Origin of the sequence: Streptomyces sp. HUAS 15-9 (assembly GCF_025642155.1) — a bacterium.
GTDB lineage: Bacteria > Actinomycetota > Actinomycetes > Streptomycetales > Streptomycetaceae > Streptomyces.
Genome location: NZ_CP106798.1, coordinates 1 through 16,330, shown reverse-complemented (window position 1 = coordinate 16,330; position 16,330 = coordinate 1). Strand labels below are relative to the sequence as shown.

Here is a 16,330-nt window from a genome sequence, read left to right as displayed (position 1 = left end):
GAGTTCACCAAGGTCGCCACGGGCGTACGGGCGTCTTTGGGTGCTCCGACATTCCCGTTGCGGCCGTTTTGCCCATGCCGGAGCCGTCCGCTGCACCGGAGGCGGCTTGGTTCACGTCCTGGGGGGACTGGCGCATGTCGAGGTAGCAGCGGAGCCGGACGCCGTGTAGGCCGGGGTCTGTTGTTACGGAGGTGAGGTGGCGCAGTTGGTGGACCATGGCGGGCTGGGGGAGGGGGACGCTGCGGATCTTGGGGTGGTGCTGGCTGGCGATGAAGTCGGTGTGCTGCCCATCCGCGTCAGGCCCGTACAAGACCAGCAGGCAGACGGCGTTGAGGTCCCACCAGGCCAGTCGGCGTCGGGGGTGCGCTCGTCCTCTGGCGGGGTCCATTCGGTGTGGGTGGGGGACGGCGTCTGCGGTGCGCTGGCGCGGTGGCCGGTGGTGGGGGCCTGGCGGCTGCGGAGTCTGGCTTCGGCGGCGGCGATGTCGTAGCTGGTGTAGCGGTTGCGGGTGAGGGCCTTGGCGAGGAGGTCGTCGATGGTGGTGCGGTTTTCGGGCTGCAGCGAGGTCATGAGCGGTACTTCTTCCCGTCGGGGTGCTCCGGGGAGGGGAGTTTGAGCAGGGTGGCGAGGCGCTGGCGCGGCCGGTGCGGACCTGGAACCGGACGGTGGCTTCCTCATTGCCCATCAGTACGGCGGCCTCGGCGGCGGTGAAGCCCATGCCGTAGTGCAGCAGGATCGCGTCGCGCTGCCGTTCGCTGAGCGAGGCGACGGCGGCGTACAGGGCGATGGTTGTCGGTGAGGGTGTCGTAGGGGTCGTCGCTGTGGCCGGCGAGCGCGGCCTCGAACGCGGCGGTCTCCATCAGACCGCGTTTGAGATCTGGTTCGGTGGCCTCTCGGAGGGTGCTCTAGGCTCGGCCAGGTGATCTTCGACAAGTTCCCCCTCGTCGGCGGCTTCAGGGAGCTGGAGTACGGCAGTTTGGACGGACCGTCCATCCGAGCTGCAGCGCGCATGGCTGCGCCGGGGTATGAAGACGATCTGGTTCGGTACCTGCGCGCCGGCACGGCCTTGGTCGCCACGCCTTCAGCTGTGCCTGACGTGCTGAGCGAGACTGGGGCGTTCATCGGAGGGCTGCACCTGCTCACAGACGGACATTGGCTGTGGTACTCCGACCTGTCCCACTACGTGGGGCGCTACCACGTGGAGCTCGACCCGGCGTTCATTCAGCACGCACGTAGCAACAACTGGACTGTTCCGCAGTTCAGCGACGAGCGCCTCGAAGCGATGGTGACGTTGCTCATCGGAGACGAAGGTGAGCCGGACTGATGTTGTCCCGCGCCTAGATATCAGGCCGCAGTTCGAGTCAACGGGCGTCGGCCTGCCCGGGAAACTGGCCCCACTCGGGTCAGGCGGCGGACCATGATGCCGATCATCGCCCATCGGACCATCGTCTCGGAGCGGGCGGGACTGGTCTCGTAATCGCGGGCCAGGCGTCGGTGGGCGGTGATCCACGCGAAGGTGCGTTCTACCGCCCACCGCTTCGACTGGACTTGGAACCCCTGCTGGTCGGGGTCTTTACGGACGATCTCCAGCTCGCGGCCGAGCACGGTGGTGGTCCAATCGACCAGTCGGCCGGCGAAGCCCTGGTCCGCCCAGATCTTCTTGACACCTGGATGGTCGAGGCGGGTCCACAGCAGCGGTCGGCGGGCGCCGTCACGGTCCTGGACACTGGCCGCGACGACGTGCACGGCCAGCAGCAGGCCGAGAGTGTCAGTGACGATGAACCGCTTGCGGCCCTTAACCTTCTTGCCCGCGTCGAATCCCCTGGTGACGGCGGGAACGGTGTCAGCAGTACGAACAGACTGCGAATCGATCAGGCCCGCGCTCGGCTCGGCGTTGCGGCCGTCGGCTTCGCGGATCTGACCGCGCAGGGCATCGTGGATGCGCTGGACCGTGCCGTCGTCGTGCCACCACGTGAAGTACCAGTAGACCGTTGGCCAAGGCGCGAAGTCCTTCGGCAGCTGCCGCCAAGAGCAGCCGGTCCGCACGACATAGAAGATCGCGTCCACGATCCGCCGCCGCGGATGCTTCTCCCGCCGCCCGCCCTTGGGCCCCACCCGCGCGGGCGGCAACAACGGTTCAACCAACGCCCACTGCTCGTCCGTCAAGTCCGACGGATACCCGCCCCCGACACCGCTCACGACATGCTCAACGACCACACCAGCAACAGGCCACGGCAGATCTCAAACACGGTCTCAGATCGGGGCGGCGCCGACGCTTACGGCGCATGAAGGCGATGTCGGCCCGGTGGCCGGGGTCATATTTCTCTGGCTGGTGTTTCTCATTCCATTCATCGGCAACCAGGCTATGAAGTTAAAAGTTGCCAAAAGATTCGCTGGTTGAGCGATCACATAACGAGCTTCCCCCTTTGAGGCAAATCTTCTTTCAGAAGCGGGAGGTTGGCGCTGTAATAAGGGGCGTGCACACGACATAACTGACGGGTAGGTTTGGAGCTGATCTCGAGCGTACCCAGGCCACGGGGGTCTGCTGGGCAAATTGGGGTCAGGAAGGACCGTTATGACCGGGCGGTTCGATAGGCGCGGTTCGGCTTGCTCGTATCGGTGCACGGGTCACAATCCCGCGTTAGGCGTGCAGAGGCTGGAGAGCCTGACCGAGCGGGAGCGTGAAGTACTCCTGCTGCTCGGAACGGGCTTGGGCAACCGGGAACTGGCCCGTGAACTGGGAATCGCGGAGCGCACCGTGAAGGCGCACATCGCGAACATCGTGGACAAGACCGAACAGCAGACACGCACGCAGGCTGCGATCGTTGCAGCCTTGGCCCACGACCAGCTGTGTTCGGATTCGGCGTGCACGCAGCGCCTGGCGAAGCCCGTGGAGCGGAGAGTGAAGCCCCCTGCCGCCTAGCACGGTTCTGTGCCTGCCCGCCGGGCAGGCACAGAAAGGCTCGCTGCGATGCGATGCAGCGTGACGGTGGCCGGTTCGGGGCGATGAGCCGGGACAGGCCTACCAGGGACGCGTCTGTCTTGCCCCCGCCGTCGAAGTCGACCTGCACGGCCGGGGTGCGCCCGTAGCTGACAATGATCTTTCGTGTGCCGGTGGACTGCGCCTCGTCGAGGACCCAGTCGACCCCGTTGACCGCGAAGCAAGGATCCGTGGTGGGCCCGGGAGGCGTGACTCCACAGCGCACAACGACGTTACGGTCCCCCCACACCGCCATGCCGGGAAGGCTGCTGTTGCGGCGGGACAAGCTGCCGAGGGACGTGGGGGCGGTGTCGGTGAGGCGGCGATACTGCGGGGCACCGGAGGCCTTGGCCGGGCCTCATCCGTCATCCGCATCGGCGTCGGTGCGTGCGAAGGCGGCCAGAGCGGTGCTGGTGGCAATGACGCTCACCCTGGGGTGAGGGCGAGTTGGACTCGGCGCGTGGGAGGCATGCCCGGCGGTCGTCTTCCCGGGTGGGGACAGGTGGGTCGGACTCCACGTCAGGGCACTTGGGCGGACGGGTGGTACGGGCCTGGGCTCCCTTCCCTTTGGGGCATTGCCTCTTTAGACACCTCCCGATCAGCCGTGGTGACAGCGGAAATTCGTGCCTATGTTCGGTTGCTCAAGCAGGTCGACCGATCAGGGAGAAGCGATGCGCAAGGTCTCTCGTGTCCGGAAAATCTTAGTCGCCACAAGCTCGATGGCGGTCGCGGCTGCCGCTTACGTGGCGGCCCCCACGACGCCCGGGAACGCCGCACCGGTGGCCGATTCCGTACCGGCCAAGGGGTGCACAACCCTCAGCCCCACACAGACGCGTCTGGTTGGGGCGGACGGGAAGACTGTGTCGCCGTCGGCTGCGCAGGCCGTGCGCGCCGCAGCCGGGCAGGAGCTGACGTACCGTCTGCCGGGCGGTGCGACCATGTCGACGGTCGTCCCGCCCCAGGGTTTCCGGCCGCAGACAGCGGCGCCCGCGACGGCGCGCGCCTACGGCTTCGACGCCCCGGACAATCCGAAGGCGCTGGCGGTGTGGCGGGCCAAGTACAAGGGGTACCGCGAGACCATCCCGTCGGTGCCGTGCCTGGGGACGTCCCCCTTGTCGTCGCCGCGATTCACCGCCTACAGCAGCAACTGGGGCGGCTATGTCGCCACCGGACACTCCAACTACAACGAGGTCTATGACGACCAGAACATCCCCACCTACTCCACGAGTTGCGGCCCCAACAGAACCACGCTGGCAGGTTCGTGGATCGGCCTCGGTGGCTACATCCACTCCACAAAGCTGATCCAGCAGGGTTTTGCCTCAGGCTCGTCGGGCACGGCCACCCAGGGTGCCTCGCTGTGGTTCGAGTACCTCAACTCCGCGCACCAGAACCCGCCCGTCTACATCGGGCACACCACGAAGACCGGACATGTCATCTCGCAGTACATGACCTACAGCTCCGGAAAGGTCGGGTTCCACTGGTACGATCGGACCGCCGGATCCGGCTGGTCACCTGTCAACGTGTCCGGTCTTTCCGGTTACTACGACGGAAAGACCGCGGACTACATCACCGAGCGGCCGTCCGGTTTCAAACTGCGTAAGTTCAGCCGGCAGACGTTCAGTGCCGCCGGTGCCAGGTACGGCAGCACCTTCAAGGACCTGTTCAAGCTGTCGACCACCGAGGTGCGGATGACGACCAACGGCACCTCGTCCGGTGCTGCCCTGAACACCAACACCCGCTCCAGCTCGAGCAAGTTCTACCAGACCTGGAAGCGCTGTTCCTAGCATCGGGCCTGCGGGCCGGCCGTCGCCGAGAGCCGCCGTGTGCTCCCGGCGACAGGCGTTAGCGGGCGGCACTCGCGTGGTCGTTTACTTGGCCGGGCGGAGCTGCACCTTGTCACCGTTGGCCGTGACCGCGTACCTGACGGGGGCACCTTTTTCGGTGGCCGAGCAGTAGACGGCGACGGTGCCGCCGGGAACGTCGGGCAGAACGTTTTCGGGTTTGGCGTTCGTCGCAGCCAGGTGTTTCGCGCGGACGTGCTTGACGGTGGTGAAGGTGCCGTCGGAGGTGGACTCGTGTCCGAGCGCCTTCTTGCACACGGAGGTCATGGAGGCACGCGAGCTGATCGTGGTGTCCTCGCGCCACAGGGCAACGACTCGTTTGTGGCTGTCCAGGAACCGTAGCGTTCGGGCGGCCGAGCCGTTGGGTGCGTCCACGGTGACGTAGGCGGTACGCGCGACCGCGTCCAGGAGATCGGGGGTCGGCGTGGTGAGCATGGGGCAGGACTGGAACTGCCGTGGCGGCAATGTGGCGGTGAACGAGCCGTCCGTACCCAGAGTGAAGCTGCCGCCGGCCTGCGGGCCGCAGGCACTGTTCACCTGCCAGCCGTTCGTTGCCCCGTCGGCGCCGATGATGAGGTTCGCCGGAATGCCGCTGACGTCGCGCCACGACGAGACGTCGCGACCGTCGATCCGGACGGCGATCCACCGCCCGCCGAGGCTTTCGGCGGTCAGGGATGAGGTGCCGAAGATAGGAGAGGCCATGGTGTTGCTCCTGCCGTGGTCCGCCTGTGTTGCGACGGCCACCGATCCGGCGAGGGCTACGACACAGGCAAACGCGCCGGCGACGGCGAGCCGCCGACGCCGACGCAGCCTCGTCCCGGCGCGGACTGCTTCGTCGATGTCGATGTGGTCGGCGGGAGCGCTGATGCTGAGGGACGCAATGCGCGCGGCGAGTTCCTCCGGCGTCTGGTCGGGGTTCACGATGCTCCTTCGATCCTGGTCGGTCGTATGTTCTTGGTCGGGTGCGTTCGGAGCGCGGAGCGCAGGGCGTCCAGGCCTCGGCTCGTCTGGCTTTTGACGTTGCCCGGGCTCGTCTTGAGCAGGGCGGCGGTCTGCTCGATGGACAGGTCCTCGAAGAAGCGCAGGACGAGCACGGTCCGCTGCCCGGCCGGGATCGTCAGCAGGGCGGCGATCAAATCGTCGTCGCGCTCCTCGATGCGGGTGTGCGGGTGTGCGTGCAGCGTGGCCACATCCGCCTCGCTGATCTCACGTCGGGCCGGCCGACGCCGGTAGTCGGTGTGGAGATTGCACAGGATCCGACGGACGTACGCGCGCGGATCACCGGATGCCACCACCTTGTCCCACCTGGAGTAGAGCCGTCCGAGCGCGTCCTGGACGAGGTCATCGGCGAGGTACCAGTCACCGCAGAGCAGAAATGCCGTCGTACGCAGGCGTGTCCGGTGCTCAAGTACCCAGGTTCGGAAGTCGGTCTCGCGGGGATGATCGGTCACGCTCTTCCTCGTCTCACGCGTCCAGGCGTCGCCTGCGCCGGATCCAAGTCGACCCAGATCCGCCCTCTTTCCCTACGCCCTACACGGAACCCGGGCCGCCCGGGGTTGCACGCGGCCGCGAGCGAACCTGCGTTGCCCTTGCGGCTTTCGTCGGTGGAGGTATCCGGGCGGCCCGCACCACACGGTCTACACCGTCGGGGCCGTGCTCTGCGCGATCCTGGTCAGCTGCTCGACACCCGACCCGATCGGCGACACGACCTCGTCCGGCGTGGTTCAAGACCTGGGGGACTGGCGCATGTCGAGGTAGCAGCGGAGCCGGACGCCGGAGTGCCCGGGGGGCCAGCTCGTGCGGCGTCGGGCGCCTTGCCCGTTTTTCGAGATCCTCATCAGGAGCGTTTGCGGCGGCGCCTTCAGCGAACGTCCGCCCCGTCCACGCCATTACCCGGTCAACCTGGACGCCGAGAGCACCTTGCAGGTACTCAAACAATAGGGGGCTTGTTGAGTCAGCTCTTCACCAGTTAACCAAAGTTGTCTCAACTGCGATGTGTACCAAAGGGCATTGCCCTTTCGGGTGCTTGCCTCTTTGTTACCGTCTAATGCACAGGCTGATACCTACCCATAGTGCATCACGCACTTCTCGCCCGGCCACGCCGACTGCACGGAATCTCTGTCGTGTGCGTCTAACGTCATCTCATCTGAGTAGTCGACAAGATCACTCACGGGGTAGGTTTCCTTCTGGCCGGTGATCATCCGGCCGTAGATGAACATGCCGGGTCGCAGTGCGTGGGTGAGCGTGACCGTCTCACCCGTTGGGTAACGGCTCGCAGAACGGGGAACCATGATCAGGTATCAGCGCGTGCTCGCTGCGGCGGGCTCGCTTGCCGCCAGTGCCGCACTCTGCTTCGGTGGCACCGTAGCCAGTGCCGCCACCTCCGGCCTTCCGCATGGGCCGGGCCCGCAGGCCCACTACACGGTGCAGAAGCAGCCAGCCCCCGGCAGTTGCCACTACCGCAGCTACCACAACCAGCCGCTGCCCGACAGTCACTGCACCCCGGGAGCACTGAATCCGAAGGTGACGGCCAGAACGCTCAAGTCCACCATCTGCGACCCGGGGTACAGCTCTAGGATCCGGCCCCCGGCGTCGGTGACGGGCGCGGAGAAGTCGGCAAACGCCAAGTCGTACAGCTACAGGGGCAGTCTGCGCGATGCCGAGTACGACCACCTGGTTTCTCTGTCCCTGGGCGGTGACCCCAACGACCCGCGGAACCTCTGGGTCGAGCCCCCGAGCCCTGGGCACAGGCCGGGAGCGGGGCCGAACAACGACAAGGACAAGGTCGAGGCCCGTCTGCACACGGCCATCTGCAGCGGCAGGGTCACCCTTGCCTCGGTCCAGAAGGCGATCGCGACGAACTGGGTCACTGCGGAAGCCAAGCTCGGCCTGAAGTAGCAGCTGCATCGGGTGCCGCTGTCATTGCTGCCGTGCCCGCAGCGATGGCAGCAGGCCGCGCGCTGTCAGAAGCCGAGCGGTCGGCGGAGGTCCGGTTCCTACGCGGGACGCAGGCCAGGCTTTCTCGCGTCCCGCGTCGTATCGTCTTCTTCTGCCGTTGTCGGCGATTGGGGTGCTTGGACGGCGATGAGCGCAGGCCATAGCCGCTCTCCCGTGGGGGCGCCCTGCAGTGTGCTTTCGCGTCGGGTGGGGTCCTGTGTCAGGTGGCATCCTTGATCTGGTCGTAGGGCTGGGGGACGTCGCGTTCGGCGAGGAAGACGCGCACAGCGTCGACCTGATCGGGGGTTGCCCGCTTGGAGTGCCACAGCCGCACACGGGTGGTGCCCGCGATGTCGACGGTGCGGCCGTCGAGCGTGTGGCAGCCGGTCTCGTGGGGAAGGCCCGCCGTCCAGATGCCTTCTTCGGTCTCGTACTCCCAGATCAGGGCGCGGGCGAAGATGCCCGTGAGGGGGTGGTCGCGGTAGTAGCGGGCCCACTCGGCATGCGGCCACAGGCGGTTTTCGTGCTGCAGCGCGTACAGGCGGCGGCGTTCGCTGCTGAGGGTCTCCTCGATCTTGCGGGCCAGTAGCCGGGTCACGTCGACGTTGTGGGGCAGGTACTTGGTCTTGAGGCCGGTGGGCGAGCGGAACGGCGAGGAGGTGCGCGTGGTGGCGCCGCCGTCGTCGACGTCGATCCAGTCCACGGTGACCCGACCGCTGGAGGAGAGGGTGATGACGGCCTCGTAGGGGATGTTGAGCCAGATCGCGCCGCATCCGATCCAGCCCAGCTTCAGTGTGCCGTCCGCACCGACGCCGTGGGTGGGCACGGTCCGTTCCTGGAGCTGGTGGGGTGGGACGCCGAGGCGAGTGGCCGTCTTCTTGGCCACCTTGGCCAGGTGCCGGTGGGAGTGGGCGCCGGGCTGGACCTCGCGGTGCAAAGTCCAGAGGGCTTCCATGGCCGACAGGTCGGCGAGAGCGGTGAAGACGGCGCCGCAGAGGTCGTCGTCGCGCTTGTAGTAGCCGTCGAGGACGTGGGCGTTCTTGCGGGCGACTGTGAGCAAGTCGGCGACCAGGTCATCCAGTTGGGTTGGTGAGGCGCCGCGGGCGAGGTAGCCGGCGGCCAGGGCGAAGCCGTTGGCCAGGTCGCGGGTGGGGGTTCGGTCTGACTTGGCCCACAGGTCCTGCCAGGTGATGTTGGGGTCGGTGCAGTCGTGCAGGGATCCGCCGGCTGACAGGGCCCGTATCGCCTCCGCCACCAATTCCCGCGCGCCGTCCGTCTTCAGCAAGGCCTTCGTCTGCCGCTTCCAGGCGGCGTCGACCTTGTAGTGCCAGTCCCAGAAGGTCCCGGTGCGACCGAGGTGCAGCACCAACTCGGTCAGCTCCGGAGGCAGCTGGGTCACCCGGTCCCTAATCCGCTCCGACCAGCCGTTGCCGCGCTCCAGCAGATCATCCACACATTCAGCCATACCGTGATCTTGGCAGGCGGCACTGACAAGCTTGCCGCGTCGTCCAAGAGGCCGCCGAAACAGGGCGCGTTGAGCGGCGCCCGCGGGCGCTGGCCGCAGCGCCTGGGCGGGTGATGTCACACCGGGTCGCTACGGGCCGGCCATGGCCGCGCACACCTCGGGTCCGAACGGACTCGTCCTCGTTCACATTGCTGTCCACGACCCCGCCCAGATGGAGGAGCGCGATCCGCAGGCCGCCGACTACGCGCGCCAGCTCTTCGCGGCCTCGGCCAGGTACGCGGGCATCTCCTGAAACGAGCATGGGGCCGAGCCGCGCTGGCTCGACATGGACCCAGCACCTGCGCGGCCGCCACAAATGATGAGGATCTCTGGATTCGGCCAGGGCTACTCGTCGCCTCACTTGCTCTGTTACTCAACCGAGTGGGGAGCGAAAGCGAGCGCCTCGCAGGTGGCGAGCCGGGGCCGCCCGCTCGTGGAGTGTGTGGGCCGTGCCGAGCCGTCAAGGACGCCTTCGGCGGCGCTACGCGCTGGGCTTCGCTCATCCTGGACCGCTCGCCCCGTCCCTGGACCGGGCTGGCTACCGGGCGGCCCCTCCTTTGTGGGGGTGCGCTCGTATTGCTACGGCAGACGGACATGTAGCGTTCCGTGAGCAAGGACGAACGACGGGAGTAGAACCGGGAAGGGGTGTTGGCCCTGCTCGGCCACGACGACCGATCCGCCCTCGGCCCTGTGCTCGTGAAGCTACGGCACACCCAGCATCACGCAGGGCCGCCAGCGATGTACTTCGAGCAGATCCAACCCTTCTGGCCTTGGGCTCCGGACTTCACCACGCCATACGTCCAGTGCAGCGCGCATATTAAGATCGTCTCCACGGGGAACGCTGGAAGCTTCCCACGGGGAGTCACGTGCGCGCAGCGAGTCACCGCCGGGCGGGCCCAAGGGTCTGCCCGGCGTTCGTTAGGCGCACGGACAGAGAGAACGGGTGAATCGTGCGAATAGCAGCTCGAATGGTGGTCGCGGGCGTTGCTGCGACAGCGCTCATGGGGACGTCCGCGACGGTCGCTGAAGCTCAGGCATCCCGCGCCACGGCCGATGGCGTGTGGCGCTGTGAGGGTAAGAAGGTGATGCGGTGCATCATGCGCGTCAGTGCGAACAAGGTGCAGCTGAACTTCACCAATAAGACGTACGGGACGATCCACTCGGAGTTCTTCCTGAACTGCGCGGGGCCGTCAGGTCAGATGGTCTACGACTTGAAGAAGGGCCTCAAGCCGCGGGGCGGGTACCTCTCCAGTGTGATCACCTGCCCCAAGGGGCTTCAGGACTCGGCCATAGGGATCCAGAGGACGCTGTCCGGCTCCGACGCCTGGTATACCCCCAGGATCGCCATCTGATCCGCTCTGGTCAGTGAGGGAGTGGATCGGCCGCCTCCTTCGAGGTGGAAGTGATCCGGCACCGGCGGGAGCCGCGGACCGGACCCGGCCCACCTGGGCCCTGTACTCGTGAAGCTACGGCCGGGGGACATATCCCCCGGCCGTAGCTTCACGAGTACAGGGCCTTTGTGGTGCTCGGCCGCAGGTCAAGTGGCCTGTGGGTGGGGAGACTTTGTGCAGCTTCTGGTTGCTGAATGTCTTCGGCGTTTTCCCCGCTGCCGTGGCGAGGTCGGCGAGTGTACGGACCAACGCGGCGCGTCCGGCGCGGATCACGATGCGAACCCTTCTTCCTCCAGCGATGCAGGGTCATCCTGCTGCAGTTTGTACAGCTCCGAGGCACCCGAAACGCCGACCCTTGCGACATCTCTTGCGGCTACTCCTGCAACATCTCTTGCGCGAGCCTCTCCGGGAGGGTCGGCGTGTCCGCAGGTCAACCAAGGTTCCCGCGCATGGTCGAGGGTCTGACATCCCCTCTGCTGCCACTTTTCCCGCGCTGGTTGAAGGATGAGTGAGGAATGGGGGCGGGCGTGGGCGGGCGGCGGCCTCGGGGATAGGGCGCGGCCTGGGGTCCGCTGCGCGTCGGCTCCGCCGCCGCGCTGGCCGGTGTGGGGCCCGGACCTGTCGGGTGATGTGGCGCGGTCTGTTGTGAGTTGGTGGCCGTATGGATGTCAGTTGGTGTTATGGGTGGTCGGGTGTCTGGCTTTTGAGGGTCTTGGTGCTGTTGCTGTGGTCTGTGGGGTGACAGGCTTGCGGTCTTGGTGCTGTCGGTCTGTCGTGGTGTCTGTAGGTCTTTTGGTGTCTGGGGTGGGCGCTGGTCTGTTCTGCTGGTGAGGTTCAAAGGGGTGTCGGCAGGAGGCGCAGGCGGCGTCACGGTGCGAATCTGCGGTTTGGTGTCAGTGGTGGTGTGCGTGTGTTGTCACCGGTGTCTAGGTCTTTGACCTGGTGTGATGTGGTGTTGGGTGGCGTTCTGCTGGTGTCACTCCGCTGATTTCGGCTGGGGTGTGGTGGTGCAGATTCCTGAGTCGGGGGAGTGTACGCCGGGTGTTGACCCATCTCGTCTTCTTCGGTGAACTGCGCTGTCTGTTTGTTGGTTGGGGGACTGTGGCCGGTAGCGGGGATGGTTTTCTTGCCGGGCGGTGCGGTATGAGTCGTGCGCAGCGGAGCGAGGGTGGCCGGTCGGTCGCGCGGTCGGTGGCTGGTGTGCCGGGGTTGTTGGGGCGGGAGCAGGCGGTGTCCCGTCTGCTGGTGTTGGACGGGCGTGGGGAGTTGACCACGGAGCATGTCCGTCTGGTGGCGGCTTCGGTGGGGGTGTCGCTCAGGTCGGTGTGGCGGTGGCTTGAGGCTGCTCGGCGGGAGGGGCGTACAGGGCCGCGGGGGCGGGAGCGGTTCCGGGTCACGCCGGAGTTGCATGCGCGTCTTCTCGCCTGGTGTGGGAACGCGGCTGCGGTTCACCGGGAGCTGGTGGTCGAGCATGCCGCGGCTGTCGCTGAGGGCCGCTGCGCCTCGCCGGTGCCGTCGTTGGCGACGTTGCACCGGGCGATTCGCCGGGATCTGAGTGCGGGGCAGCGTGCGGCTCTTGCTGGTGGGGAGCGGGCTCGGCGGCGGCACGATGTGCATTTGCGGCGGCCGAGGTTGTGGCGGAATGCGTGCTGGGAGGCTGATCACACGCATGTGCCCGTCGAGGTTGTGCTGGATGGGGAGCTGGTGTGTCCGTGGGTGACGTGGTTCGTCGATTGCGCGACGAACGCGATTGCCGGGCAGCCGTCACACCGCATCAGCCGTCCAGGGACGCGATTCTGGCCGCGTTGAGGATTGCTTTGTCGAGGGACGAAGAGCTGTCTGGCCCGTACGGGCCGGTCGGGGGTCTGCCTTCGCTGGTGCGGATCGACCGAGGCAGCGATTTCCTTTCTTCCACGGTGGCGGCGGCGCTGGGTGCGTTTGCGGTGCCGGTGGAGGACCTCCCCGCCTACCGCCCGGAGCTGAAGGGAACGGTGGAGAACCTGAACCGGTGCGTGGAGCGGATGTTCTTCGCGTCGTTGCCCGGCTACACCCGCGCCCCGTCTGCCCAGCTGCGCCCGGGCTCTCGGAGCACCCGAGGGAGCCAGGCACAGGGGGCAGAACCGCTTGAGTTCACGGTGTTCGTCGGTCTGCTGCTGGAGTGGATCACATGGTGGAACACGGAGCACACCAGTCAGGCGCTTGAGGGGCGTACCCCGCTCCAGGCGTGGCAGGACGATCCCACACCGGTCGAGGACGTGGACGCTCACCTGCTGTGGGCGTTCACGCTGGAGGACGACGGACGGGTGCGCACGCTGACTGCGTGCGGGGTGCGCTGGCGAAGCCGGTACTACGTGGGGAGTGGATGACCGGCCGTGCGGATGCGGGCACGAAGGTACGCATCCGCTACATCCCGCATCATGACCATGAGATCGAGGTCTTCGACGCGGCCTCGGGCAGGCACTTGGGCACAGCGCACCTGGCAGACGCGGCCAGCGCCGACCAGCGGCGTGCGGTGCGCCAGAGCCGGGAAGCTGAGAAGCGCCGCCTGGCCCGCGCGCTGTCTGCTGCCTCGCGTCACACGCGGGACCGGTTCGGGGCGGTCACCAGTGCACAGCGCCCGCAGAGGCTGGGCGCGTTGACGGCAGTACAGGCCGAGCAGGAACTCGCCGTCAGCCACCGGGCGGACCTGGCCGCGCGGGCGCTGCCGGATCTGATCCCGCCCAGCGAGCCCCCTGCCTCCTGGGCCCGTCCCGTCAAGCGACTGGCACCAGACCCCAGCACGCCGGCGAGCATGCCCGACGAGGGGAGCTGACCGATGACGACCGCACAGCGCCGGGGCCTTCTCCCGCAAGAACGCGACGACCACTACATGCGCCTGAAAGACGCCCACGTTGTTGCCACCAAGACCCTGCTGGAAGTACGGGAGAACATCCGAGTGGCCGTCGAGGCCCAGGCGATGATCTGCATCTACGGCGCTACCGGCCACGGCAAGTCCCTGGCGGTCAATGCCTCGCTGCGCGAGCTGGCTCCGGCACTGACGCGCCGTATCCGGTTCCAGGCCCGGCCCACCACCCGGGGTCTGCGGTACGAGCTCTTTCACGCTCTGGAACTGCCGGGCCGACCGCCGCCCCAGCCGATCGAATTCGACCGGGTGCTGCGCGCCGCTCTGGACGAGCCGAAGGTACTGGTGTGTGACGAGGCGCAGTGGCTGTCCAAGCATTGCTTCGAGTATCTGCGCTACCTCTGGGATGACTCCGACACCGGCCTGACGATCATCTTCACGGGAGGCAACGGCTGCTTCGAGACGCTGCAGAGCGAGCCGATGCTGGAATCACGGGTCTACACCTGGCAGGAGATTCCCCGGATGCCGCTGGCCGAGGTCCAGACGGTCGTCCCTGCGTTCCATCCCTTGTGGGCCGACGCCGACCCCGCGCTCATCGCCGTCTGCGACCAGGAAGCCGCCCACGGGAACTTCCGCGCCTGGGCCAAGATCACCCACCAGCTTCTGGGCGGCCTGGCAGCAACAGGCCGGACGCGTGTGGACGAAGACCTCCTGCGCTGGGCCTACAGCAAGCTCCTCGCCGGGGGACACGATGCTGATCTGCACCAGTCCGCCACCCCTCATCGTGGTCCTGGACCCGCACGATGACCTTGTGCACACCCGCGCAGCTCTTGCCGCACATGCCCCTGGGCGGGCCAGCTCACGGTCCATCCACTCCGGGCACCGATTCCACCCTCGCACTGGCCTACGACATCCTGGCCGCGCTCGGCAAGCCTGTGCCCTTGACCGGGTACCGCCAGCGCGACACGGCCTCCGCCTGGACCATCGCAGCCGCCTGGATCCTCGCCACCGGCACCACCCACCTGATGCTGCTGCGCGCTCACTACCTCACCCCTCACCGCCTGCGCGCCCTGCTGCACCTGCGCCAGCGCACAGGCCTTCACCTGTCCCTGGTCTGTCACCGCGCTTACCTGCCCGTGGCCCTTCAACGCGTCCTGGTCGGCGTCGACTGCCACCCGGCCGAGGCCGCAGCCCTCCTCCCGGCCGCCGAACCATCCCCTGCAGTCCAGGCCTCCATCCCGCACCGTCCGCTGGCGAACCGGTGGATCAGCCTGCCCGCCCTGACCACTCTTCGTGCCCTCGACGCAAGTCCCCGCCCCTGCCAGTGCACCGCGCCCACGGCGGCCGATATGGACTTCTTCCCGCCTGTGATGCCACCGGTCACCGAGGCGGAGGTTGCTTTCCGTCTCCGCCACGCCACCGCTCACCCGCACCTGGCAGCCGAACTCGCCACCGCCGCTTTCACTGCGGCATCCACCACGCAGCTCGACACCGCCCACGTCCGCGACCTGGCCCTGGACGCCTCCACCATCACCCTTCACGACGAGGGACTCCGCCTGGGCTGCATGACCCACCACGTTCCGCTCTGGGCCCGCTCCCTCCTTCTGGCCGCGGCCTGCCTGTGGCGTATCCACTCCGACACAGACGGCCCGCTGTTCAGCGACCCTCTGGCGAATACGGACGTGCCGGGCCTGACAGCCTTCGCGGAGAGCTGCAAACTCCGTCCGCCCCAGCCACCGCGCCCCAAGCAGCGCCGCCGAAGGCAGGGCGCGAAGCCACGCCCGAAACCGCCACAGAAGACGATCTGGCCCCTGTGCACTGTCCACTACGCGACCCCATGGCCCACCAGTGACCAGGACCTGATGGAAGGCTGCCCGCCACCACCTCCCCACACCCGTCGGACCATCGCTGCCCGGAAGAAAGGATGGCTGCCGCCCGACTACGGGCCGCGCAGACTCGACGCCCCTTTCTGAGCATCTGCCTGTCACTGTGTACGGCACACGCTGTCACCGGTGCGCGTCATGCACTGTCACCGCAAAAGACGCAGCTCAGCTGAGAAGTGAGAGATAGCCCACCCAGGATGCCGACGCCTGCGCAGCAGCGCGCAGGTTCGTCGGACACTGCGCGGCTTCACCGGTCGACGGCACCCACGCCCTGCCCCTCGGAGGACAGGGCGTGATCCAGAATGAATCTGGACTAAATTTTGAAGCACGCACCGGACGCCACCCCCAACCTCGCTCGGCCCGCACTGTGCGGGAACATCCCGCACCACGCTCCTGGAATCTCGCACACGACAGACTCCCGGTGCGTGCTGACCGAAGAAGCCACACATTTCGGGGCGCCGACAGTGCTGCTACCGGCCGCAATGGGAAGAGACTTGAGTGCGTGGACAAGAACTATGCGAGCAGTACTCAAGGTTGCCAGGACTCATGCGCCCAAGCTGCTCCATCTGCTCCCGGGACAGGCCGCAGCGCAGTGTCCTGCGTACGGAAGGGCAAGAACGTAGTGAAGTTGAAGAGCCGTCAGGCCTGGGCTGCACTTCCGGGTGAGTGTGGGCGAGCTGGCGCGCACCGATGAAGACAGCCACGCCCCCTCCAGAAATGGCCAGACCGCGGTCCTGACCCCGCCAAGCAAGGGGCCGGCCCACCGCCCCTTGCTGCCGCGAGGGCCGCAGGCCCGTTCGCGCGGAGCGCGGGGAGGCTGGAGCGCAGCGGAAGCCGCCAGCCGGGACGCAGTCCCGGCATCGAAACCCGCATAGCGGGCCGTGCCCCCGTAGCGCAGCAGAGGGGGCATCAACTCGACTGCTGCGCAGTCGAGTTGTGTGGCGAGCAACGC

General features: G+C 67.1%; 14 protein-coding genes and 2 pseudogenes. 9 read left to right on the top strand and 7 right to left on the bottom strand.

Annotated features, from left to right (window positions below; genetic code table 11):
• Positions 1–183: 183 nt before the first annotated feature.
• On the bottom strand, positions 184–570 hold the full coding sequence (locus N8I87_RS00075; protein ID WP_263204612.1) for a hypothetical protein: 387 nt from the start codon (positions 568–570) through the stop codon (positions 184–186).
• A 349-nt stretch (positions 571–919) separates the two neighbouring features.
• Here N8I87_RS00075 and N8I87_RS00070 point away from each other — a divergent pair, with 349 nt between their 5' ends.
• Entirely contained in the window at positions 920–1,324 is a 405-nt protein-coding gene (locus tag N8I87_RS00070) for a hypothetical protein (protein ID WP_263204611.1), read from the top strand.
• Positions 1,325–1,344: 20 nt separating this feature from the next.
• Here the strand turns inward: N8I87_RS00070 and N8I87_RS00065 are convergent, their stop codons facing one another.
• Positions 1,345–2,238, bottom strand: coding sequence for an IS5 family transposase (locus N8I87_RS00065; protein WP_263216237.1), 894 nt, complete (start codon positions 2,236–2,238; stop codon positions 1,345–1,347).
• A 409-nt stretch (positions 2,239–2,647) separates the two neighbouring features.
• Here N8I87_RS00065 and N8I87_RS00060 point away from each other — a divergent pair, with 409 nt between their 5' ends.
• Entirely contained in the window at positions 2,648–2,923 is a 276-nt protein-coding gene (locus N8I87_RS00060; RefSeq protein ID WP_263204610.1) for a LuxR C-terminal-related transcriptional regulator, read from the top strand.
• 79 nt (positions 2,924–3,002) lie between these two features.
• Here the strand turns inward: N8I87_RS00060 and N8I87_RS44225 are convergent.
• A pseudogene (locus N8I87_RS44225) lies at positions 3,003–3,323 on the bottom strand (DUF3515 family protein); the annotation flags it as partial.
• Between the two features lie 541 nt (positions 3,324–3,864).
• On the opposite strand from N8I87_RS44225, the gene N8I87_RS00055 reads away from it, so the two are divergent.
• Positions 3,865–4,764 carry a hypothetical protein gene (locus tag N8I87_RS00055; protein ID WP_263204609.1) on the top strand — a complete coding sequence of 300 codons (900 nt, stop codon included), beginning with the start codon at positions 3,865–3,867 and terminating at the stop codon, positions 4,762–4,764.
• An 84-nt stretch (positions 4,765–4,848) separates the two neighbouring features.
• On the opposite strand, the gene N8I87_RS00050 is transcribed toward N8I87_RS00055, so the two are convergent.
• The 3 genes from N8I87_RS00050 to N8I87_RS44220 form a co-directional block, all read right to left on the bottom strand.
• On the bottom strand, positions 4,849–5,742 hold the full coding sequence (locus N8I87_RS00050) for a hypothetical protein (protein WP_263204608.1): 894 nt from the start codon (positions 5,740–5,742) through the stop codon (positions 4,849–4,851).
• The gene (locus N8I87_RS00045) at positions 5,739–6,272 is read right to left on the bottom strand and encodes a SigE family RNA polymerase sigma factor (protein ID WP_263204607.1); all 534 of its coding nucleotides are present in this window, start codon (positions 6,270–6,272) and stop codon (positions 5,739–5,741) included. Before N8I87_RS00045 ends, N8I87_RS00050 begins: the two co-directional genes overlap by 4 nt.
• 273 nt (positions 6,273–6,545) lie before the next feature.
• Positions 6,546–6,659 (bottom strand): DUF6207 family protein, encoded by a 114-nt coding sequence (locus tag N8I87_RS44220; protein ID WP_411577169.1) that lies wholly within the window; start codon positions 6,657–6,659, stop codon positions 6,546–6,548.
• A gap of 451 nt (positions 6,660–7,110) precedes the next feature.
• Here N8I87_RS44220 and N8I87_RS00040 point away from each other — a divergent pair, with 451 nt between their 5' ends.
• Positions 7,111–7,719, top strand: a complete 609-nt coding sequence (locus tag N8I87_RS00040; RefSeq protein ID WP_263204606.1) for a hypothetical protein — start codon at positions 7,111–7,113, stop codon at positions 7,717–7,719.
• 259 nt (positions 7,720–7,978) lie between these two features.
• Here N8I87_RS00040 and N8I87_RS00035 read toward each other — a convergent pair whose 3' ends face one another.
• Complete coding sequence (locus tag N8I87_RS00035; protein WP_263204605.1) at positions 7,979–9,223, bottom strand: DUF4132 domain-containing protein; 1,245 nt, start codon at positions 9,221–9,223, stop codon at positions 7,979–7,981.
• A gap of 142 nt (positions 9,224–9,365) precedes the next feature.
• On the opposite strand from N8I87_RS00035, the gene N8I87_RS00030 reads away from it, so the two are divergent.
• From N8I87_RS00030 to N8I87_RS00005, 5 genes and pseudogenes are all read left to right on the top strand, one after another.
• On the top strand, positions 9,366–9,515 hold the full coding sequence (locus N8I87_RS00030; protein ID WP_263204604.1) for a hypothetical protein: 150 nt from the start codon (positions 9,366–9,368) through the stop codon (positions 9,513–9,515).
• Between the two features lie 844 nt (positions 9,516–10,359).
• On the top strand, positions 10,360–10,614 hold the full coding sequence (locus tag N8I87_RS00025; protein WP_263204603.1) for a hypothetical protein: 255 nt from the start codon (positions 10,360–10,362) through the stop codon (positions 10,612–10,614).
• Between the two features lie 1,269 nt (positions 10,615–11,883).
• Positions 11,884–13,465 (top strand): annotated as a pseudogene (locus tag N8I87_RS44215) (transposase).
• Between the two features lie 3 nt (positions 13,466–13,468).
• Positions 13,469–14,302: an AAA family ATPase gene (locus N8I87_RS00010; protein WP_263204600.1), complete on the top strand. Its 834-nt coding sequence runs from the start codon at positions 13,469–13,471 to the stop codon at positions 14,300–14,302.
• A gap of 134 nt (positions 14,303–14,436) precedes the next feature.
• Complete coding sequence (locus N8I87_RS00005; RefSeq protein ID WP_263204599.1) at positions 14,437–15,468, top strand: hypothetical protein; 1,032 nt, start codon at positions 14,437–14,439, stop codon at positions 15,466–15,468.
• Positions 15,469–16,330: the final 862 nt, after the last annotated feature.

Bases quoted from the DNA above. Each gene is read 5' to 3' on its own strand.
- N8I87_RS00075 (WP_263204612.1), bottom strand. From the start codon at position 570: ATGACCTCGCTGCAGCCCGAAAACCGCACCACCATCGACGACCTCCTC.
- N8I87_RS44220 (WP_411577169.1), bottom strand. From the start codon at position 6,659: ATGAGGATCTCGAAAAACGGGCAAGGCGCCCGACGCCGCACGAGCTGG.
- N8I87_RS00040 (WP_263204606.1), top strand. From the start codon at position 7,111: ATGATCAGGTATCAGCGCGTGCTCGCTGCGGCGGGCTCGCTTGCCGCC.
- N8I87_RS00035 (WP_263204605.1), bottom strand. From the start codon at position 9,223: ATGGCTGAATGTGTGGATGATCTGCTGGAGCGCGGCAACGGCTGGTCG.
- N8I87_RS00030 (WP_263204604.1), top strand. From the start codon at position 9,366: ATGGCCGCGCACACCTCGGGTCCGAACGGACTCGTCCTCGTTCACATT.
- N8I87_RS00025 (WP_263204603.1), top strand. From the start codon at position 10,360: ATGCGCGTCAGTGCGAACAAGGTGCAGCTGAACTTCACCAATAAGACG.
- N8I87_RS00010 (WP_263204600.1), top strand. From the start codon at position 13,469: ATGACGACCGCACAGCGCCGGGGCCTTCTCCCGCAAGAACGCGACGAC.